Source organism: Pseudomonas sp. JUb42, from assembly GCF_024807945.1.
In the GTDB taxonomy this organism is placed as follows: domain Bacteria; phylum Pseudomonadota; class Gammaproteobacteria; order Pseudomonadales; family Pseudomonadaceae; genus Aquipseudomonas.
The window spans coordinates 341,156-360,466 of the sequence record NZ_JANUFD010000001.1 but is presented as its reverse complement, the minus strand read 5'-3'; the positions used below and the strand labels follow the sequence as shown (position 1 = coordinate 360,466).

The window sequence follows — 19,311 nt, the reverse complement described above, 5'->3', positions numbered from 1 at the left end:
TTTACTTCTATGTGCAGCTATCGGTACGTTCCTGCAAAACTTGATAGCGAGTGCCTGAGAGAGTCTTTTCCGGTAGCATTCCCAGCCAGTTTGACCCGCCTGGAATCCCCAATGTCCGACCTCCTGACCCTTTTGCGTCCCGACGACTGGCACATTCACCTCCGTGATGGAGCTGTATTGCCGCACACCGTTGCTGACGTTGCGCGCACTTTTGGCCGCGCAATCATCATGCCGAATCTGGTGCCCCCCGTACGTAACGCCCAGGAAGCCGACGCCTATCGCCAGCGCATCCTGGCCGCACGCCCGGCCGGCAGTCGCTTCGAGCCGCTGATGGTGCTTTACCTGACCGACCTGACCCAGCCCGAGGATATCCGCGCGGCCAAGGCCACCGGTTTCGTCCACGCCGCCAAGCTGTACCCGGCGGGCGCCACGACCAACTCCGATTCGGGCGTCACCAGCATCGACAAGATCTTTGCCGTGCTCGAGACCATGGCCGAAGTTGGCATGCCCCTGTTAGTACACGGTGAAGTGACCCGCAGCGACATCGACGTCTTTGACCGGGAAAAAATGTTCATCGATGAGCATATGCGCCGTGTCGTCGAGCGTTTCCCTACCCTGAAGGTCGTGTTCGAACACATCACCACCGGCGATGCCGTGCAGTTCGTCAACGAGGCTTCGGCCAACGTCGGCGCAACCATCACCGCGCATCACCTGCTGTATAACCGCAACCACATGCTGGTGGGCGGAATTCGGCCGCATTTCTATTGCTTGCCGATCCTGAAACGCAACACGCATCAAAGTGCGCTGCTCGATGCCGCGACCAGCGGCAGCAGCAAGTTCTTCCTCGGCACCGACTCGGCCCCCCATGCCCAGCACGCCAAGGAAGCCGCCTGTGGTTGCGCAGGCTGCTATACCGCCTATGCCGCCATCGAGATGTATGCCGAAGCGTTTGAACAGCGCAATGCGCTGGACAAACTGGAAGGTTTTGCCAGCCTTAACGGCCCGGCCTTCTATGGTGTAGCACCGAACACGGACAGCATCACGCTGATCCGCGAAGAATGGACAGCCCCTGCCAGCCTGCCGTTTGGCGAGCTGTCCGTCATCCCGCTGCGCGCCGGTGAAAAACTGCGCTGGCGCCTGCTGGAGAAACAACAGTGAGTGAAGACCATTACGACGATGAGCAAGACGGCCACGGTGGTGGCGGCGTGGGTTCGCGCCATCCCATGGCAGCGCGCTTTCGCGGCTACCTGCCGGTCGTCATCGACGTAGAGACCGGTGGCTTCAATTCGGCCACCGATGCCCTGCTGGAAATCGCCGCCGTGACCATCGGCATGGACGAGAAAGGCTTCGTGTTCCCCGAGCACACCTATTTCTTCCGCGTCGAGCCTTTCGAAGGCGCCAACATTGAAGCAGCGGCCCTGGAGTTCACCGGGATCAAGCTCGACCATCCACTGCGCATGGCCGTCAGCGAAGAAACCGCGCTGAATGACATCTTCCGAGGTGTACGCAAGGCGCTGAAGGCCAATGGCTGCAAACGCGCCGTGCTGGTCGGCCACAACGCCAGCTTCGACCTGGGCTTCCTCAACGCCGCCGTCGCGCGCCTGGACATGAAACGCAACCCGTTTCACCCGTTTTCCAGCTTCGACACCGCGACCCTGGCCGGGCTTGCCTACGGGCAGACGGTACTGGCCAAGGCCTGCCAGGCCGCCGGCATCGACTTCGACGGACGCGAGGCCCACTCGGCTCGTTATGACACCGAGAAGACCGCCGAGCTGTTCTGCGGCATCGTCAATCGCTGGAAGGAAATGGGCGGCTGGGAAGACTTCGACGACTGAAGCGGCCCTGGCTGACGCAACACAAGAACCGGCGCTTATCAGGCCGGTTTTTTTCTGCCTGAAATTCCAAGCCCATGATCTGAAACGCACTTTTTAAGGAGCTGCCGAAGGCAGCGAATGGATTTGTCTGGCACACCGCTTTTGCAGCCTTGGACAGCGCCTACGAGCCCGCGCTCGCGCCTTATAACCCTATATAAATAAGGGTTTACCATTCATCGCCAGTTACGGGATTGATTCCAAAGTAACTTTGACAAGCATTCTCATTAACATTAAGATCCAGTCCATATCGAGTCATAACCAACCACGGTTTCCTTATATGTACGTTTGCCTCTGCCAAGGTGTTACTGACGGACAAATCCGCGATGCAATCCTCGAAGGTTGCTGCAGCTACAAGGAAGTGCGCCAAACGCTGGGAGTCGCCAGCAAATGTGGGAAATGTGCCTGCCTTGCGAAGGAAGTGGTACGTGAAACCCTGACCCAGTTGCAAACCGCCCAGGTTTCACTGGCTTATCCGGCAGAATTTTCAGCTGCCTGAAATACGCATTTGTAAAGAACCGGACCCTGTGTCCGGTTTTTTTATGTCTGTAATTCAAGCGCTTAGGGACAAGATGCGGAACTCAAACATTCTTATTCCTATTTATTTTCACTTATTATTCAAACACTTAGGTTTGACAGACGTATAAGTGCGGCTCAAACTTGCGTCCTATATACCTCTCCACGGCAGGACCTCGAACATGAAAGGCGACATTACAGTCATCCAGCATCTCAACAAGATCCTCGGAAACGAGCTGGTCGCGATCAACCAATACTTCCTGCATGCACGCATGTACGAGGACTGGGGTCTGAAAAAGCTGGGTGCCCACGAGTACCACGAATCCATCGACGAGATGAAACACGCTGACAAGCTGATCAAGCGCATCCTGTTCCTGGAAGGCCTGCCTAACCTGCAAGACCTGGGCAAGATCCTGATCGGCGAGCACACCAAGGAAATGCTTGAATGCGACCTGAAGATCGAGCAGAAAGGCTTGGCTGATCTCAAAGCCGCCATTGCTCACTTCGAAGTGGTCGGTGACTTCGGCAGCCGCGAGCTGCTGGAAGACATCCTTGAATCCGAAGAAGAACACATCGACTGGCTGGAAACCCAACTGGGCCTGATCGACAAGGTCGGCATCGAGAACTATCTGCAATCGCAGATGGGTGATGACTAAGCGGTAAATCAGATCTCGTCGCAGGAGCGGCTTAAGCCGCGAGAGCCGCAACCAAGCCCTCCCGGCTAAAGCCGGTCCTACGTTGACAGCGCACACAAAAAAGCCCTGCACTTGCAGGGCTTTTTTGTGGCTGGCGATTCACAGCAAGTGCCCGTCGGGACGGGCACTCGCTTGAGAATCACGCCTCGGACTTGTTGTCGGCCGAAGCAGCAGCGGCGTTCTTGATCAGCGTCTGCAACTCACCGTTGGCTTGCATCTCGGTGATGATGTCGCTGCCGCCGACCAGCTCGCCTGCTACCCACAGCTGTGGGAAGGTTGGCCAGTTGGCGTATTTCGGCAGGTTGGCACGAATTTCAGGGTTTTGCAGGATATCGACATAAGCGAATTTCTCGCCGCATGCCATGACAGCCTGGGAAGCCTTGGCCGAAAAGCCGCATTGCGGGGCATTCGGCGCGCCTTTCATGTAAAGCAGAATGGTGTTGTTAGCAATCTGCTCTTTGATTGTTTCGATGATATCCATGGAGCACCTCGGCTTAACTGTCCGACTCAGTTGTCGACACGGTGACGCATTGTAACGGATTGCCTACGCTAACGCTCGGTCTTGGCGTTAAAGAATGACGGTCATCATGCCGCAGCCACCTGCACAGGCACGCCGTTGAGCACGGCATTGCCGGACAGAGCGTCCATAGACCGCTCGTCGGTCAGGTCGTTGGCACTGGCCCCAGGCTGGCTTTGCGCGATCCCCATGCGCACGCCAGCGCGCCCGTGGCCCCAGCCGTGAGGCAGGCTGACCACTCCGGGCATCATGTCCAGGCTCTCCACTACTTCCACCTCGATCACCCCGACCCGCGAGGTCACGCTGACCTGCTGCCCGTTGACCAGACCACGTCGGGCCAGGTCAGCGGGATGCATCAGCAACTGATGCCGGGGCTTGCCTTTGACCAGTCGATGGTAGTTATGCATCCACGAATTATTGCTGCGTACATGGCGACGACCTATCAGCAGCAACTCATCGGCATCCGGCAGCGCCACCGCCGCAAACCGCGCCAGATCAGCGAGGATCACCTCAGGCGCCGCCTGGACGCGTTTGTTGGCCGTCTTGAGGCGGGACGCCAGATTTGGCTGCAACGCTCCCAGATCGAGGCCATGGGGATGATTGGCGAGGGTCTCCAGGGAAAGCTTCCAGTCCGAAGCATCTCCATACAAGCCGCTGCGCAGGCCATAGTCGATCATCTGCGCCGGCGGCATGGTCGCTTTCAGCTCACGTCCGGTTTTGGCAGCGAATGCCTTGGCCAGGCCGACAAATATTTCCCAGTCGTGCAGCGCGCCCTCGGGCTTTTCCAGGATCGCCCGGTTGAAACGGGTGACATTGCGCACAGCAAAGGTGTTGAACGTGGTGTCGTAGTGATCGTTTTCCAGTGCCGAGGTGGACGGCAGGATCAGGTCCGCGTGCCGCGTGGTCTCGTTGATATACAGATCGATGCTGAGCATGAATTCAAGGCCATCCAGGGCCTGATCCAGGCGTCGGCCGTTGGGCGTCGACAACACCGGGTTGCCAGCTACCGTAATCAGCGCCCGCACCTGCCCTTCGCCTTCGACGAGCATTTCTTCGGCCAGCGCCGAAACCGGCAGCTCGCCGGCATATTCAGGCAAGCCAGACACCCGGCTCTGCCAGAGATTGAAGTGGCCGCCAGACGTCGATGCCACCAGATCCACCGCCGGCTGCGTGCACAAGGCACCGCCGACCCGGTCCAGATTGCCGGTGACCAAATTGATCAACTGCACCAGCCAATGACAAAGCGTGCCGAACGCCTGTGTGGAAATGCCCATGCGCCCGTAGCACACCGCCTTATCGGCGGCAGCGAAGTCCCTGGCCAATTGGCGAATCTGCTCGGCAGGCACACCGCAGCGCGGGCTCATGGCCTCGGCGTGCAGACCGGCGATGGCCTGGCGCACCTCGTCCAGGCCGTCCACCGGCAGATGGGTAACGCGGGTCAGTCCTTCTTCGAACAGGGTATTGAGCAGGCCCAGCAACAGCGCGGCATCGCCGCCAGGGCGGACGAACATATGCTGGTCGGCAATGGCCGCAGTCTCGCTGCGCCGCGGATCGACCACTACCACCTTGCCACCGCGCCCCTGAATCGCCTTGAGACGCTTCTCGACGTCCGGCACGGTCATGATGCTGCCGTTGGAGGCCAGAGGATTACCACCGAGGATCAGCATGAAATCGGTGTGGTCGATGTCGGCGATTGGCAGCAGCAGGCCGTGACCGTAAATCAGAAAGCTGCTCAGGTGATGGGGGAGTTGGTCCACCGAAGTCGCAGAAAAGCGATTGCGGGTCTTGAGCTGACCGAGAAAATAATTGCTGTGAGTCATCAGCCCGTAGTTGTGCACGCTGGGATTGCCCTGATACACCGCCACGGCGTTCTGCCCATGGCGCTGCTGGATATCGGCAAGGCGCTCAGCGACCAGCTCGAAGGCTTCCTGCCAGCCGATTGCCTGCCATTGCTCGCCGACTCGGCGCATGGGCTGGCGCAGGCGGTCAGGGTCGTTCTGGATATCTTGCAGGGCCACGGCCTTGGGGCAGATGTGCCCACGGCTGAAGCTGTCCAGCGAGTCGCCCTTGATCGAGGTGATCCGGGTGCCTTCATCCGGCAGCACAGTGGTTTCGATGGTGAGGCCGCAGATGGCTTCGCACAGGTGGCACGCACGGTGGTGCAGAGTCTTGGTCATCGCCAGCCTCATATTCTTGTCAGCGCGTTCGGAGTGAGCGCGTACAAAAACTATGAAGTCTGGGATGCGACTACGCCAGAGACGTTCGTCTTGTGAATCGACAAGCATCAGGCGGGCATATGAAGCCCGCTGATCAACCGCCGATAGGGGTGATGGTTTTTCGTTGCAGCTGGATTTCGTGAACGGTTTCGATCTGCTCCTGGGCGACGTGCACACCAGTAAGCTCGCCGATCAAACGCCAGTGTTCATCCAGACCGGAGCTGATTGTAGCCATACGATCGATCATGCGACGGCCAGCCGCACGGGTGACCTCATCTTCACTGCGCAGCAGTTCAAAGGACATGGAAGTCATGGACGCCGTTAAGTGTGTCAGCGTTCGAGCCGTGAGCCCGAGCAGCTCTGTAAGTTGACGTTCTTTTGAATCCATTCCTCAATCCCCCGAGGTTAGTCTTGCCTAGTTATAACCCAGCCTCGCTGCTAATGAAACGGGCGACTTTCAAGGCGCGTGAAGCACGTCGCATCTGTACCGCTGCAAAGCAGGTGAACTGTTACAGGATCGGCATCAATTGCCAAGCGACCAAGGGGCAGTGTACAAATGCTGCCTGCTGACGGGGCAATGATATCAATTTGCCTTTATCACAATAACTCCCCGCGAACCCCTTTTGCGAAATCGCTCAGGTGTCGTTCAGGATAGGCAAAAAGCCCTGAAGTAAGCAGGCTATTGGTAAGAGGCGACATTTTTTTATACCATCGCGCCTTCCCTATTTCGTCGCCATGTGCGGCTTTCGCCGCAGGTCCCGCCCGTTTTCCCGATAAAAAACTGGCTTTTTGGATCTGCGCTCTGTTGCAAAAAGGTAGTTAATGATGAACGCAAGGCACTTTCTCTCGATGATGGATTACACGCAGGAAGAGCTTGTGCGCGTGATTCGTCGCGGCATGGAGCTAAAGGACCTGCGCAATCGCAGCGTGCTTTTCGAGCCGCTGAAAAATCGGGTGCTGGGCATGATCTTCGAGAAATCTTCGACTCGTACCCGTGTTTCCTTCGAAGCCGGGATGATCCAACTGGGTGGTCAGGCCATCTTTTTGTCGCCCCGCGACACCCAATTGGGCCGCGGCGAGCCGATTGCCGACGCTGCCAAGGTCATGTCGCGCATGGTTGATGCGGTGATGATCCGCACATTCGAACACAGCACCCTGACCGAATTTGCGGCCAATTCCCGCGTACCGGTGATCAACGGTTTGTCCAACGACCTGCACCCGTGCCAGCTGCTGGCCGACATGCAAACCTTCCTTGAGCATCGCGGTTCGATTCAGGGCAAGACCGTGGCCTGGATCGGCGACGGCTACAACATGTGCAACAGCTATATAGAAGCGGCCATTCAGTTCGACTTCCAGTTGCGCATCGCCTGCCCCGAAGGCTACGAGCCAAGCGCGCAATTCCTCGCATTGGGCGGTGATCGCGTCACCGTCGTGCGCGACCCGCGTGAAGCGGTGGCCGGCGCACATCTGGTGACTACTGACGTCTGGACCTCCATGGGCCAGGAAGAAGAGTCGGCCAAGCGCATGGCCCTGTTCAAACCCTTCCAGGTCACCCGCGAACTGCTCGACCTGGCCGCTGCCGATGTGCTGTTCATGCATTGCCTGCCAGCCCATCGCGGCGAGGAAATCAGCGAAGACCTGCTCGACGACCCGCGCTCCGTGGCCTGGGATCAGGCGGAAAACCGCTTGCATGCACAAAAGGCCCTGCTGGAAATGCTCGTCGCGCCGTCCTATCAGCCCGCATGAGCGAGTCCCATCTGCTTGACCTGACTGAACTGGCCTGCGGCTATGAAGGTCAGGCCGTGGTGCAGGACCTCAACCTGCACCTCAAGGCCGGTGATATCGGTTGCCTGCTCGGTTCTTCCGGTTGCGGCAAGACCACCACGCTGCGGGCGATCGCCGGTTTCGAGCCGGTGCACAGCGGGCAGATCACCCTGGCCGGGGAAGTCATCTCGCGCCCTGGCTTTACTCTGGCTCCGGAGAAACGCCGGATCGGCATGGTCTTTCAGGACTACGCGCTGTTCCCGCACCTGAGCGTGGCCGAGAACGTCGCCTTCGGCATTCGCAAGCACCCGGAGCAGGCACGCATCACCGAAGAAATGCTCGAACTGGTCAACCTCGGCGCGCTCGGGCAGCGCATGCCTCATGAGCTGTCCGGCGGCCAGCAACAGCGCGTGGCCCTGGCTCGGGCTTTGGCGCCTGAGCCACAGTTGCTGCTGCTCGATGAACCCTTCTCCAACCTTGACGGTGAGCTGCGTCGGCGCCTGAGTCAGGAAGTGCGGGAGATTCTCAAGTCCCGTGGCACCAGCGCCATTCTGGTCACCCATGATCAGGACGAAGCCTTCGCGGTCAGTGATCAGGTCGGCGTATTCAGACAGGGACGACTGGAGCAATGGGATTCGCCCCACGACCTCTATCACTTTCCGCTGACGCCTTTCGTCGCCAGCTTTATCGGACAGGGTTATTTCATTCGCGGCCAGCAGATCGATGCAACCTCGGTGCAGACCGGGCTGGGCATCCTCGGCAGCCACAGCCCCCGCGCGGCTGCCCCTGGCTCAGCGGTGGACGTCCTGCTGCGTCCCGACGATATTGCCTACGCGCCGGACAGCCTGCTCAAGGCCAAAGTCACGCGTCGTACCTTCCAGGGCGCCACGACGCTCTATCGCCTGCAACTGCCCGACGGCGGGCAGCTCGAAGCGCTGTTTCCCAGCTATGCCGATCATCGTGAAGGCGAAGAGGTCGGCATCAGCGTCGCCAACCGGCACCTGCTGACATTCGCTGCGGCCTGAGCCTCAAGGCCGCCCGACCGGCGCGAACACACCTTGGGTATGTTCCGCCAGCACTGCAGCGGCCAGCTCCACTTCCAGCCCACGCCGTCCGGCACTGACATGAATGGTTGCAAACGACTGCGCGCTTGCGTCGATAAAGGTACGCAGACGTTTTTTTTGCCCCAGCGGGCTGATACCGCCCAACAGATAGCCGGTGGAACGCTGCGCGGCGACCGGATCGGCCATTTCGACTTTCTTCACCTTGGCCGCCTGAGCCAGCGCCTTGAGATCGAGGCTGCCCGCCACCGGCACCACGGCCACCAGTAACTCACCCTTCTCGGTACAGGCCAGCAGCGTCTTGAACACCTGGGCCGGTTCCAGGCCGAGTTTCTCCGCCGCTTCCAGGCCGTAAGAGGCGGCCTTGGGATCGTGTTCGTAACTGTGAATGCGGTGCTCGGCACGCACTTTTTTCAGCAAATCCAGGGCGGGGGTCATGCAACACTCCAAGACGGGACACTAACCCGTCATGTTAACTCTCGTGTTGTTGCGTCGGAAACGGCGTTTCCTATATTAAGAAGCCTCCAGAACAGCAAAGAACCGATGAACTGTTCACTTTCGACCTTTGACAGGGTTCTTTCTTGTCTATATTTTTTCGTTTACGAATATAGTGCTCGTTGCACAGTGCCAAATGCCTCACCTCATTTCCCAAGGCAATCGACATGAACGATAACCAGAACAAAAACTACATCATTGCCCTCGATCAAGGGACCACCAGCTCTCGCGCCATTATTTTCGACCGCGACGCCAATGTGGTGAGCACGGCCCAGAGCGAGTTCGTCCAACATTATCCGCAGCCGGGCTGGGTCGAGCATGACCCGATGGAGATCTTCGCCACCCAGACCGCCTGCATGACCAAGGCCCTGGCCCAGGCCGACCTGCATCACAATCAGATCGCCGCCATTGGTATCACCAACCAGCGCGAAACCACTGTGGTCTGGGAAAAGGACACCGGTCGCCCGCTGTACAACGCCATCGTCTGGCAATGCCGGCGCAGCACGGAAATCTGCGAGCAGCTCAAGCGCGATGGCATGGAGCCGTACATTCAGGAAACCACCGGTCTGGTCACCGACCCGTATTTCTCCGGCACCAAACTCAAGTGGATTCTCGACCATGTCGAAGGCAGCCGCGAACGCGCGCGCAACGGCGAATTGCTGTTCGGCACCGTGGATAGCTGGCTGATCTGGAAATTCACCGGCGGCAAGGTGCATGTCACCGACTACACCAACGCCTCGCGGACCATGTTGTTCAACATTCACACCCTGGAATGGGACCAGCGCATGCTCGATGCCCTGGATATCCCCCGGGAAATGCTGCCCGAAGTGAAGTCCTCCTCCGAGGTTTACGGCCACAGCAAGAGCGGCATTGCCATCGCCGGTATCGCTGGCGACCAACAGGCCGCGCTGTTCGGTCAGATGTGCGTCGAACCGGGCCAGGCGAAGAACACCTACGGCACCGGCTGCTTCCTGCTGATGAACACCGGTAAGAAAGCGGTCAAGTCCAAGCACGGCATGCTCACCACCATCGGCTGCGGCCCTCGTGGCGAAGTGGCCTACGCCCTGGAAGGCGCAGTATTCAACGGCGGCTCCACCGTGCAGTGGCTGCGTGACGAACTGAAGATCATCAATGACGCCCTGGACACCGAGTACTTCGCCAGCAAGGTCAAGAGCAGCAACGGCGTCTACCTGGTGCCCGCCTTCACCGGCCTCGGCGCACCCTACTGGGACCCGTATGCCCGCGGCGCGCTGTTCGGCCTGACCCGCGGGGTCAAGGTCGATCACATCATCCGTGCCGCCCTGGAATCCATCGCCTACCAGACCCGCGACGTCCTCGACGCCATGCAGCAGGACTCCGGCGAACGCCTGAAAGCCCTGCGCGTGGACGGCGGCGCGGTGGCCAACAACTTCCTCATGCAATTCCAGGCCGACATCCTCGGCACCCGCGTCGAACGTCCGCAGATGCGTGAAACCACAGCGCTGGGCGCCGCTTTCCTGGCCGGTCTGGCCATTGGCTTCTGGAGCAGCCTGGACGAACTGCGCGACAAGGCGGTCATCGAGCGTGAATTCACGCCGCAATGCGCAGATGAAGAGAAGGAAAAGCTCTACGCCGGCTGGAAGAAAGCCGTCGAACGTACCCGCGACTGGGCGCCTCACGAAAACGAGGAGTGATTGGCAAATGACAGGCGGCCCGTCACTGCGGCATCATGAGGCGATACGGCCGCCTGTAAGGAACTCCCAAAATAATGAATCTGCCTCCCCGCCAACAGCAGATCCTCGAACTGGTACGTGAACGCGGCTACGTGAGCATCGAAGAGATGGCCACGTTGTTCGTCGTGACCCCGCAGACCATTCGCCGCGACATCAACCAACTGGCGGAAATGAACCTGCTCAGGCGCTACCACGGTGGCGCCGCCTATGACTCCAGTATCGAAAACACCGCCTACGCCATGCGCGCGGACCAGATGCGCGACGAGAAGCAGCGCATTGCCGAAGCCATTGCCGCGCAGATTCCGGATCATGCCTCGCTGTTCATCAATATCGGCACCACCACCGAATCCATCGCCCGCGCCCTGCTCAACCACAACAACCTGAAAATCATCACCAACAACCTCCATGTGGCCTCGATCCTCAGCGCCAAGGACGATTTCGAAGTGCTGCTCGCCGGGGGCAACGTGCGCCGTGATGGCGGTGTGGTGGGTCAGGCCAGTGTCGACTTCATCAACCAGTTCAAGGTGGATTTCGCTCTGGTCGGCATCAGTGGCATTGACGAAGACGGCAGCCTGCTGGACTTCGACTACCAGGAAGTGCGCGTATCCCAGGCGATCATCGCCAACGCCCGTCAAGTCATCCTCGCCGCCGACTCCAGCAAGTTCGGGCGCAACGCCATGGTCCGCCTGGGCTCGATCAGCCTGATCGACTGCCTGGTGACCGATCAGGCGCCGGTGCCTGCGTTGGTGCAGTTGCTGACGCAAAACAAGATTCGCCTGGAAGTCGTTTAAGCCCAGGATCGCTGGTGAATCTTGTGGGAGCGGATTTATCCGCGAAGAGGCCGGTACGTTCGATGAATTCTGTCGACGGACGCGCAGCTTTCGCGAATGAATTCGCTCCCACATCCTCCCGGCCACCCAGCCAAATCCCGTCCTACAATGTTCGTAATTGTTCCTTTCCCATCTTTTTGATCAGTATTTTCAATCGATCCTGACTGGCTGTTACCCGACTATTGCGCTAATATTTTCGAAATTGAACATAAATGTTCGAATTCGTTATTCGCGAACACCGTCAGGAGGCCCCATGCCCCACACTCATTTGCCCACTCCGCCCTTGTCCGAGGTCTATGACATCGCCGTCATCGGTGGCGGCATCAATGGTGTCGGGATTGCCGCAGACGCCTCCGGGCGCGGTCTGTCGGTGTTCCTTTGCGAAAAGGACGACCTCGCCAGCCACACGTCCTCGGCCAGCAGCAAGCTGATCCACGGTGGCCTGCGCTACCTCGAACATTACGAATTCCGCCTGGTGCGCGAAGCCTTGGCCGAACGCGAAGTGCTGCTGGAAAAAGCCCCGCATATTGTCAAGCCGATGCGCTTTGTCCTGCCGCACCGCCCGCACCTGCGGCCAGCCTGGATGATCCGTGCCGGCCTGTTCCTTTATGACCACCTGGGCAAGCGGGAAAAGCTCCCGGCCTCGCGCAGCCTGCGTTTCGATGCCAGCAGTCCGCTGAAACCGCAGATCACCCGCGGTTTCGAATACTCCGACTGCTGGGTCGACGATGCCCGCCTGGTTGTGCTCAATGCCATGGCGGCTCGGGAAAACGGCGCCCACGTTCATACCCAGACCCGTTGCCTGAACGCCCGTCGCAGCAAGGGCCTGTGGCACCTGCACATGGAACGCGCCGACGGCAGCCTGTTCTCGATTCGCGCCAAGGCCCTGGTCAACGCGGCCGGGCCATGGGTCGCCAAATTCATTCGCGACGACCTCAAGCTGGACTCGCCTTACGGCATCCGCCTGATCCAGGGCAGCCACCTGATCGTCGACAAACTCTATGAAGGCGACAACGCCTTCATCCTGCAAAACGAAGATCAGCGCATCGTGTTCGCCATTCCGTACATGGAGCGCTTCACCATCGTCGGCACCACCGACCGTGAATATCAGGGCGACCCGAGCAAGGTGGAAATCACCGACGGCGAAATGGACTACATGCTCAAAGTAGCCAACGACCACTTCAAGAAGCAGCTAACCCGGGACGACGTGCTGCGCACTTACTCCGGCGTGCGTCCGCTGTGCAACGACGAATCGGACAACCCGTCGGCGATTACCCGCGACTACACCCTGTCGCTGTCCGGCAGCAGTGAAGAAGCACCGATCCTCTCGGTGTTCGGCGGCAAGCTGACCACTTATCGCAAGCTGGCAGAATCGGCAATGGCCCAACTGGCGCCGTTCTTCCCGCAGATGAAACCGAGCTGGACCGCCAAGGCCAGCCTGCCCGGCGGCGAGCAGATGACCACACCTGCCGCCCTGAGCGCCGAACTGAGCCAACGTTACAGCTGGCTGCCAGCCACAATCGCCAAACGCTGGGCCATTACCTACGGCAGTCGTAGCTGGCGTCTGCTCGAAGGCACCACTGGCCTGAGCGATCTGGGCGAACACCTCGGTGGCGGCCTGTACACCCGGGAAGTCGATTACCTGTGCGATGTGGAATGGGCCAGCAGCGCCCAGGACATCCTCTGGCGGCGGACCAAGCTGGGGCTGTTCACCACGCCTGAAGAACAGGCCAAAGTGCAGCAGTACCTGGATACCCACGTGCGTAATAAAGGCGATACAGCGGCAGCCTGAACCCTCGCAACAGGTAGGTAAACGCATCAAGAAGGTGGGAGCGATCCTGTGGGAGCGAATTCATTCGCGAAGAGGCCTGTACCTCAACTAGCTATTCATTGCCCGAAACGCAGTTTTCGCGAATGAATTCGCTCCCACAATGTTTCCCCGGATTTCACTGCGAAGCCGCTTTCTGCACCAGCATCTGATTGCAATCGGAATTCCGAACGCCCTTCTCCCGCTTCATTCGGCATCCCGGACGCCGCCCCCCTCCCCTTCCTCGTAATAAATAATTAATCCCTTATAAATCATATATATAGACCCTATCCACAGATCTGGCACGGCTCATGCTCTACAGTTACGTAGTCGACCGCTTCGACCGTAGCGTGTGCCCTATTGGGCTGCCGTTGAAGCCTTCGCTGAACAGGCGGACCACTCAATTACCGGTCCCATAAAAAAAACAAAGTCGAGGATTAACCGATGCGCATCGTTCCCCATATCCTGGGCGCAGCAATCGCTGCCGCTCTGATCAGCACCCCAGTATTCGCTGCCGAGCTCACCGGCACCCTGAAGAAAATCAAAGAGTCCGGCACCATCACTCTGGGCCACCGCGATTCCTCGATTCCGTTTTCCTACATCGCTGATGCCAGCGGCGTGCCTCAGGGCTACTCCCACGACATCCAATTGAAAATCGTTGAAGCGATCAAGAAAGACCTGGACCTGCCGGACCTTAAGGTCAAGTACAACCTGGTCACCTCCCAGACCCGTATCCCGCTGGTACAGAACGGCACCGTCGACGTTGAGTGTGGTTCCACTACCAACAATGCCGAACGCGCCCAGCAGGTGGATTTCTCCATCGGCATCTTCGAAATCGGCACCCGGCTGCTGACCAAGGCTGATTCGTCCTACAAGGACTTCGACGACCTGAAAGGCAAGAACGTCGTGACCACCGCCGGCACCACGTCCGAGCGCATCCTCAAGGCGATGAACGCTGACAAGCAGATGGGCATGAACGTCATCTCCGCCAAAGACCATGGCGAGTCCTTCCAGATGCTCGAATCGGGCCGTGCCGTTGCCTTCATGATGGACGACGCCCTGCTCGCCGGTGAAATGGCCAAGGCCAAGAAGCCGACCGACTGGCATGTGACCGGCACTGCCCAGTCCAACGAAATCTATGGCTGCATGGTGCGCAAGGACGATCCTGCGTTCAAGAAAGCCGTGGACGACGCCATCGTCACTACTTTCAAGTCGGGCGAGATCAACAAGATCTACGACAAGTGGTTCACCCAGCCAATCCCGCCAAAAGGCTTGAACCTGATGTTCCCGATGAGCGACGAGCTCAAGGCCCTGATCGCCAACCCGAACGACAAGCCAGCGCCGGACAAGAAACCCTGAGGCTTGCCACAACCGTGACGGCCTGACCGCCACCGGGGCACCACCTGCCCCGGCGGCGCTTACCACTCAAGTGACGCCAACGTTGTCATGCCCGGCCGGAAGCCTGGGCAGGTTTGGCGAACGCAACAGCCCGAAGGGATTCGTGCGAACGGGTGCATGCATTTCGATCGATCAGAGGGGAGACCCTGATGAATTACAACTGGGACTGGGGCGTGTTCTTCAAGTCCACTGGCGTTGGCAGCGAAACCTACCTTGACTGGTATGTGTCGGGCCTTGGCTGGACTATCGCCATTTCCATCGTCGCCTGGCTCGTCGCACTGTCGCTGGGTTCGGTACTCGGTGTCATGCGCACGGTGCCCAATCGCTGGGTGTCGGGCATTGCTACCGTCTATGTAGAAATCTTCCGCAATGTGCCGCTGCTGGTACAGCTGTTCATCTGGTACTTCCTGGTACCGGACCTGCTGCCCGAGCACATTCAGGAGTGGTACAAACAGGACCTCAACCCGACGACCTCAGCCTTCCTGAGCGTGGTCGTGTGCCTTGGCCTGTTCACCGCCGCTCGCGTCTGCGAGCAGGTGCGTACCGGTATCCAGGCGCTGCCACGCGGCCAGGAAGCCGCTGCCCGCGCCATGGGTTTCAAACTGCCGCAGATCTACTGGAACGTGCTGTTGCCGCAAGCGTACCGGATCATCATTCCGCCGCTTACCTCCGAATTCCTCAACGTGTTCAAGAACTCATCCGTGGCTTCGTTGATCGGCCTGATGGAGTTGCTGGCGCAGACCAAACAGACCGCCGAGTTTTCCGCGAACCTGTTCGAAGCCTTCACCCTGGCGACCCTGATCTACTTCACCCTGAACATGAGCCTGATGCTGCTCATGCGCCTGGTCGAGAAGAAAGTTGCCGTGCCCGGACTGATCTCCGTGGGAGGTAAATAATGGACTTCAGTGGAATCGTTCCGGCCATCCCGGGCCTGTGGAACGGCATGGTCATGACCCTGCAACTGATGGTCATGGGCGTCGTCGGCGGTATCGTCATCGGCACCCTGCTGGCGTTGATGCGCTTGTCGTCGAACAAGCTGCTGGCCAATATCGCCGGTGCCTACGTCAACTACTTCCGTTCGATCCCGTTGCTGCTGGTCATCACCTGGTTCTACCTGGCGGTGCCGTTCGTGCTGCGCTGGATCACCGGGCAGGACACGCCGATTGGTGCGTTCACCTCCTGCGTCGTGGCCTTCATGATGTTCGAGGCAGCGTATTTCTGCGAAATCGTCCGTGCCGGCGTGCAGTCGATCTCCCGTGGCCAGATGGGCGCCGCCCAGGCCCTGGGCATGACCTACGGCCAGATGATGCGCCTGATCATCCTGCCCCAGGCCTTCCGCAAGATGACCCCGCTGCTGCTGCAGCAAAGCATCATCCTGTTCCAGGACACCTCCCTGGTGTACACGGTCGGGTTGGTGGACTTCCTCAATTCCGCGCGCTCCAGTGGCGACATCATTGGTCGTTCCAATGAGTTCCTGATCATCGCGGGTCTTGTGTATTTCACGATCAGCTTTGCCGCCTCGGTGCTGGTGAAGCGTCTGCAAAAAAGGTTCGCCGTATGATTTCCATCAAGAACGTAAACAAGTGGTACGGGGATTTTCAGGTGCTGACCGATTGCAGCACCGAAGTCGCCAAGGGTGAAGTGGTCGTGGTCTGCGGGCCGTCCGGCTCGGGTAAGTCGACCCTGATCAAGTGCGTCAACGCCCTGGAACCCTTCCAGAAGGGTGACATTGTGGTCGACGGCACCTCCATCGCCGACCCAAAGACCAACCTGCCGAAACTGCGCTCGCGCGTCGGCATGGTGTTCCAGCACTTCGAACTGTTCCCGCACCTGTCCATCGTCGAGAACCTGACCATCGCGCAGATCAAGGTGCTGGGCCGCAGCAAGGCCGAAGCCACCGAGAAGGGCCTGAAACTGCTCGACCGCGTCGGCCTGTCAGCCCATGCCCACAAGCATCCAGGCCAACTGTCCGGAGGTCAGCAGCAGCGCGTCGCTATTGCCCGTGCCCTGGCGATGGACCCGGTAGTCATGCTGTTCGACGAACCGACCTCGGCTCTGGACCCGGAAATGGTCAATGAAGTACTCGATGTCATGGTCCAGCTGGCCCATGAAGGCATGACCATGATGTGCGTGACCCACGAAATGGGCTTTGCCCGCAAAGTGGCCAACCGCGTGATCTTTATGGACAAGGGCCAGATCGTCGAAGACTGCGCCAAGGAAGAGTTCTTCGGTGACGTCAGCGCACGTTCCGAACGCGCCCAGCAGTTCCTCGCCAAGATCCTGCAGCACTGATCTGTGGGAGCGAGGCTTGCCCGCGAAAAGACCAACGAGGTCATTCAGATGTACCCCGTCATGGTTCTTCGCGGGCAAGCCTCGCTCCAACACACCGAAACTTCGTAAGTTTGTGGTTTGTTTGACAAGACACCGGCTCGAAAGAGCCTGCCACCCCGGTGGTCCGTGCAAGGCATTGCACGGGCCGCTGTTCGGGCCAGGATGACTGTGATGAAATGCGACCCTCCTCTCTATCGCGCCACGCCGCCATCACTCGCCGTGAAACCCCGACTGATACGCCACCTGTTTCTGCCGCCGCTGATCCTCCTGCTGATGGTCGCGCTGGGTTATGCCGCCTATCTGGTCAGCGAGCGCAACGGCATCAAGGCCTTGAGCGAAAACGGCGAACGCCAGCTCGAGCTGCATGCCCGCACCCTTGAAAGTGAAATCAACAAATACACCTACCTGCCCAGCGTCCTGGAGCTGGAATCCAGCGTCTCGATGCTGCTCAAGGACCCGACGCCCGAACTGCGCCGCGAGGTCAACGATTACCTTGAAGGCCTGAACCGGCGCAGCCGCAGCCGGGCCATCTACGTGCTGGACACCACCGGCCGGGTACTGGCCACCAGCAACTGGCGCGATGCCGACAGTTATCTGGGTGAAGACCTGTCGTTCCGCGCCTACTTTCAGGACGCCGTGCGCGGCCTGCCCGGTCGTTTCTACGGCATCGGCAGCACCACCGGCGAGCCCGGTTACTACCTGGCCCATGGCCTGGAAGAGCACGGCAAAATCATCGGCGTCGCGGTGATCAAGGTGCGCCTCGAAGCCCTGGAAGAACGCTGGCAACGGGCGCGTCTGGAAGCCTTCGTCAGTGACGAAAACGGCATCATCATCCTTTCCAGCGATCCGGCGCGAAAACTCAAATCGGTGCGCCCGCTGACCCCGGAGATCAAGGAACGCCTGGCGCGCAGCCTGCAATATTACTGGTGGCCACTGAACGAACTGGTGCCACTGGAGCGGGAGGCACTGGCCGAAGGCGCGGAGAAACTGACCTTTCCGGCCAACACCAGCGTTGATACCGAACACACCAGGGTCAGCTACCTGGCTCAGACCCGCCAGTTGAGCGACACGCCCTGGCACCTGACCCTGCTCACCCCCCTTGAAGACCTGCGCCGCGAGGCCGGCAGCCAGGGCATGCTGGTGGCCGTGGCCTGCGCGCTGGTGGCGTTTTTGCTGATTGCCTGGAACGAGCGGCGCAAGGTGCTCTCTACCCGCCTTGCCGCCAGGGAAGCCCTGCAGGCCGCCAACAATGAGCTAGAGCGCAAGATCGCCGAGCGCACCGCCGACCTGCGCGCCAGCAACGAACGCCTCAAGGGGCAGATCCGCGAACGGCGCCAGGCCGAAGACACCTTGCGCCGCGCCCAGGACGAACTGGTCCAGGCCGGCAAGCTGGCAGCCATCGGCCAGATGTCCACCAGCATCGCCCACGAACTCAATCAACCTTTGGCGGCATTGCGGACCCTGTCCGGCAACACCGTACGCTTCATCGAACGCGGCGCCCTGGATACCGCCAGCACCAACCTGCGCACGATCAACGATCTGGTCGACCGCATGGGCCGTATCACCGCCAGCCTGCGCGCCTTCGCCCGGCGCGGCGACGGCAAGGACCATGGCCAGGCCATGCCGGGCAAGGCCGTGGAAGCGGCGCTGGGTCTGCTCGCCGGACGCCTGGAAAGCTTTGGTCTGACCCTGCATCAGGACTTTTCCGACCTTGCCTTGCGCATCGACCAGACGCGCCTGGAGCAGATTCTCGTCAACCTGATCGGCAACGCCCTGGATGCCATGCAGGCCCAACCGCTGCCGGAACTGTGGCTCGAAGGCGCCATCGTCGACGGCCGCTATCGCCTGCAAGTACGCGACAATGGCCATGGCATCGACGCCGAAGCGCGCAAGCACCTGTTCGAACCCTTCTTTACCACCAAGCCCGGCGAGCAAGGCCTGGGCCTGGGCCTGACCCTGTCCGCCAGCCTCGCTGCGGCGGCCGGTGGCAGCCTGAGCGCCGAACACCCGGCCAGCGGCGGCACGGCGTTCGTGCTGTGCCTGCCACTGGTCCAAGCCATATCCGAGCCGCAGACTGGCGAACCGACATGAGTGCAAT

At 59.8% G+C, this 19,311-nt stretch carries 18 protein-coding genes; 14 read left to right on the top strand and 4 right to left on the bottom strand.

Annotated elements, in window-relative coordinates:
• The first annotated feature begins 111 nt into the window (after positions 1 to 111).
• The 4 genes from pyrC (at position 112) to bfr (ending at position 3,043) form a co-directional block, all read left to right on the top strand.
• Positions 112 to 1,158: a dihydroorotase gene (gene pyrC / locus M2401_RS01685; RefSeq protein ID WP_259098717.1), complete on the top strand. Its 1,047-nt coding sequence runs from the start codon at positions 112 to 114 to the stop codon at positions 1,156 to 1,158.
• A complete protein-coding gene (rnt, locus tag M2401_RS01680; protein WP_259098715.1) occupies positions 1,155 to 1,835 on the top strand; it encodes a ribonuclease T in 681 nt (226 codons plus the stop codon). Before pyrC ends, rnt begins: the two co-directional genes overlap by 4 nt.
• Positions 1,836 to 2,151: 316 nt before the next feature.
• Positions 2,152 to 2,370: a bacterioferritin-associated ferredoxin gene (locus M2401_RS01675; RefSeq protein ID WP_259098714.1), complete on the top strand. Its 219-nt coding sequence runs from the start codon at positions 2,152 to 2,154 to the stop codon at positions 2,368 to 2,370.
• Positions 2,371 to 2,569: 199 nt separating this feature from the next.
• Complete coding sequence (gene bfr / locus M2401_RS01670) at positions 2,570 to 3,043, top strand: bacterioferritin (RefSeq protein WP_259098712.1); 474 nt, start codon at positions 2,570 to 2,572, stop codon at positions 3,041 to 3,043.
• A gap of 178 nt (positions 3,044 to 3,221) precedes the next feature.
• Here the strand turns inward: bfr and grxD are convergent, their stop codons facing one another.
• The 3 genes from grxD to M2401_RS01655 all read right to left on the bottom strand — a co-directional run bounded on the left by grxD (position 3,222) and on the right by M2401_RS01655 (position 6,203).
• Positions 3,222 to 3,563 carry a Grx4 family monothiol glutaredoxin gene (gene grxD, locus M2401_RS01665; RefSeq protein ID WP_259098711.1) on the bottom strand — a complete coding sequence of 114 codons (342 nt, stop codon included), beginning with the start codon at positions 3,561 to 3,563 and terminating at the stop codon, positions 3,222 to 3,224.
• A gap of 104 nt (positions 3,564 to 3,667) precedes the next feature.
• Positions 3,668 to 5,776, bottom strand: coding sequence for a molybdopterin oxidoreductase family protein (locus tag M2401_RS01660; protein ID WP_259098709.1), 2,109 nt, complete (start codon positions 5,774 to 5,776; stop codon positions 3,668 to 3,670).
• A gap of 133 nt (positions 5,777 to 5,909) precedes the next feature.
• On the bottom strand, positions 5,910 to 6,203 hold the full coding sequence (locus M2401_RS01655) for a hypothetical protein (protein WP_259098708.1): 294 nt from the start codon (positions 6,201 to 6,203) through the stop codon (positions 5,910 to 5,912).
• A gap of 437 nt (positions 6,204 to 6,640) precedes the next feature.
• Here M2401_RS01655 and argF point away from each other — a divergent pair, with 437 nt between their 5' ends.
• Complete coding sequence (gene argF / locus M2401_RS01650; protein ID WP_259098707.1) at positions 6,641 to 7,561, top strand: ornithine carbamoyltransferase; 921 nt, start codon at positions 6,641 to 6,643, stop codon at positions 7,559 to 7,561.
• Entirely contained in the window at positions 7,558 to 8,604 is a 1,047-nt protein-coding gene (locus M2401_RS01645; protein WP_259098706.1) for an ABC transporter ATP-binding protein, read from the top strand. Before argF ends, M2401_RS01645 begins: the two co-directional genes overlap by 4 nt.
• A 3-nt stretch (positions 8,605 to 8,607) precedes the next feature.
• On the opposite strand, the gene ybaK is transcribed toward M2401_RS01645, so the two are convergent.
• Positions 8,608 to 9,078: a Cys-tRNA(Pro) deacylase gene (ybaK, locus tag M2401_RS01640; protein ID WP_259098704.1), complete on the bottom strand. Its 471-nt coding sequence runs from the start codon at positions 9,076 to 9,078 to the stop codon at positions 8,608 to 8,610.
• Positions 9,079 to 9,302: 224 nt separating this feature from the next.
• Between ybaK and glpK the strand changes: the two genes are divergently transcribed.
• The 8 genes from glpK (at position 9,303) to M2401_RS01600 (ending at position 19,304) form a co-directional block, all read left to right on the top strand.
• Complete coding sequence (glpK, locus tag M2401_RS01635; protein WP_259098701.1) at positions 9,303 to 10,808, top strand: glycerol kinase GlpK; 1,506 nt, start codon at positions 9,303 to 9,305, stop codon at positions 10,806 to 10,808.
• A gap of 74 nt (positions 10,809 to 10,882) precedes the next feature.
• On the top strand, positions 10,883 to 11,638 hold the full coding sequence (locus M2401_RS01630; RefSeq protein ID WP_259098699.1) for a DeoR/GlpR family transcriptional regulator: 756 nt from the start codon (positions 10,883 to 10,885) through the stop codon (positions 11,636 to 11,638).
• 292 nt (positions 11,639 to 11,930) lie between these two features.
• Positions 11,931 to 13,469, top strand: a complete 1,539-nt coding sequence (gene glpD, locus M2401_RS01625) for a glycerol-3-phosphate dehydrogenase (protein ID WP_259098697.1) — start codon at positions 11,931 to 11,933, stop codon at positions 13,467 to 13,469.
• 459 nt (positions 13,470 to 13,928) lie between these two features.
• The gene (locus M2401_RS01620) at positions 13,929 to 14,843 is read left to right on the top strand and encodes a glutamate/aspartate ABC transporter substrate-binding protein (protein ID WP_259098696.1); all 915 of its coding nucleotides are present in this window, start codon (positions 13,929 to 13,931) and stop codon (positions 14,841 to 14,843) included.
• A 188-nt stretch (positions 14,844 to 15,031) separates the two neighbouring features.
• Positions 15,032 to 15,778 (top strand): amino acid ABC transporter permease, encoded by a 747-nt coding sequence (locus M2401_RS01615; protein WP_259098693.1) that lies wholly within the window; start codon positions 15,032 to 15,034, stop codon positions 15,776 to 15,778.
• The gene (locus M2401_RS01610; RefSeq protein ID WP_259099860.1) at positions 15,775 to 16,443 is read left to right on the top strand and encodes an amino acid ABC transporter permease; all 669 of its coding nucleotides are present in this window, start codon (positions 15,775 to 15,777) and stop codon (positions 16,441 to 16,443) included. The genes M2401_RS01615 and M2401_RS01610 overlap by 4 nt, the downstream gene beginning before the upstream one ends.
• Positions 16,440 to 17,174, top strand: a complete 735-nt coding sequence (locus tag M2401_RS01605) for an amino acid ABC transporter ATP-binding protein (RefSeq protein WP_259098691.1) — start codon at positions 16,440 to 16,442, stop codon at positions 17,172 to 17,174. The genes M2401_RS01610 and M2401_RS01605 overlap by 4 nt, the downstream gene beginning before the upstream one ends.
• Before the next feature lie 210 nt (positions 17,175 to 17,384).
• Positions 17,385 to 19,304 carry an ATP-binding protein gene (locus M2401_RS01600; RefSeq protein WP_259098689.1) on the top strand — a complete coding sequence of 640 codons (1,920 nt, stop codon included), beginning with the start codon at positions 17,385 to 17,387 and terminating at the stop codon, positions 19,302 to 19,304.
• Positions 19,305 to 19,311: the final 7 nt, after the last annotated feature.

Excerpts from the sequence above, each read along its gene's own strand:
- pyrC (WP_259098717.1), top strand. The coding sequence starts at position 112 with ATGTCCGACCTCCTGACCCTTTTGCGTCCCGACGACTGGCACATTCAC.
- M2401_RS01675 (WP_259098714.1), top strand. The coding sequence starts at position 2,152 with ATGTACGTTTGCCTCTGCCAAGGTGTTACTGACGGACAAATCCGCGAT.
- bfr (WP_259098712.1), top strand. The coding sequence starts at position 2,570 with ATGAAAGGCGACATTACAGTCATCCAGCATCTCAACAAGATCCTCGGA.
- grxD (WP_259098711.1), bottom strand. The coding sequence starts at position 3,563 with ATGGATATCATCGAAACAATCAAAGAGCAGATTGCTAACAACACCATT.
- M2401_RS01660 (WP_259098709.1), bottom strand. The coding sequence starts at position 5,776 with ATGACCAAGACTCTGCACCACCGTGCGTGCCACCTGTGCGAAGCCATC.
- M2401_RS01655 (WP_259098708.1), bottom strand. The coding sequence starts at position 6,203 with ATGGATTCAAAAGAACGTCAACTTACAGAGCTGCTCGGGCTCACGGCT.
- argF (WP_259098707.1), top strand. The coding sequence starts at position 6,641 with ATGAACGCAAGGCACTTTCTCTCGATGATGGATTACACGCAGGAAGAG.
- M2401_RS01645 (WP_259098706.1), top strand. The coding sequence starts at position 7,558 with ATGAGCGAGTCCCATCTGCTTGACCTGACTGAACTGGCCTGCGGCTAT.
- ybaK (WP_259098704.1), bottom strand. The coding sequence starts at position 9,078 with ATGACCCCCGCCCTGGATTTGCTGAAAAAAGTGCGTGCCGAGCACCGC.
- glpK (WP_259098701.1), top strand. The coding sequence starts at position 9,303 with ATGAACGATAACCAGAACAAAAACTACATCATTGCCCTCGATCAAGGG.
- M2401_RS01630 (WP_259098699.1), top strand. The coding sequence starts at position 10,883 with ATGAATCTGCCTCCCCGCCAACAGCAGATCCTCGAACTGGTACGTGAA.
- glpD (WP_259098697.1), top strand. The coding sequence starts at position 11,931 with ATGCCCCACACTCATTTGCCCACTCCGCCCTTGTCCGAGGTCTATGAC.
- M2401_RS01620 (WP_259098696.1), top strand. The coding sequence starts at position 13,929 with ATGCGCATCGTTCCCCATATCCTGGGCGCAGCAATCGCTGCCGCTCTG.
- M2401_RS01615 (WP_259098693.1), top strand. The coding sequence starts at position 15,032 with ATGAATTACAACTGGGACTGGGGCGTGTTCTTCAAGTCCACTGGCGTT.
- M2401_RS01605 (WP_259098691.1), top strand. The coding sequence starts at position 16,440 with ATGATTTCCATCAAGAACGTAAACAAGTGGTACGGGGATTTTCAGGTG.
- M2401_RS01600 (WP_259098689.1), top strand. The coding sequence starts at position 17,385 with ATGAAATGCGACCCTCCTCTCTATCGCGCCACGCCGCCATCACTCGCC.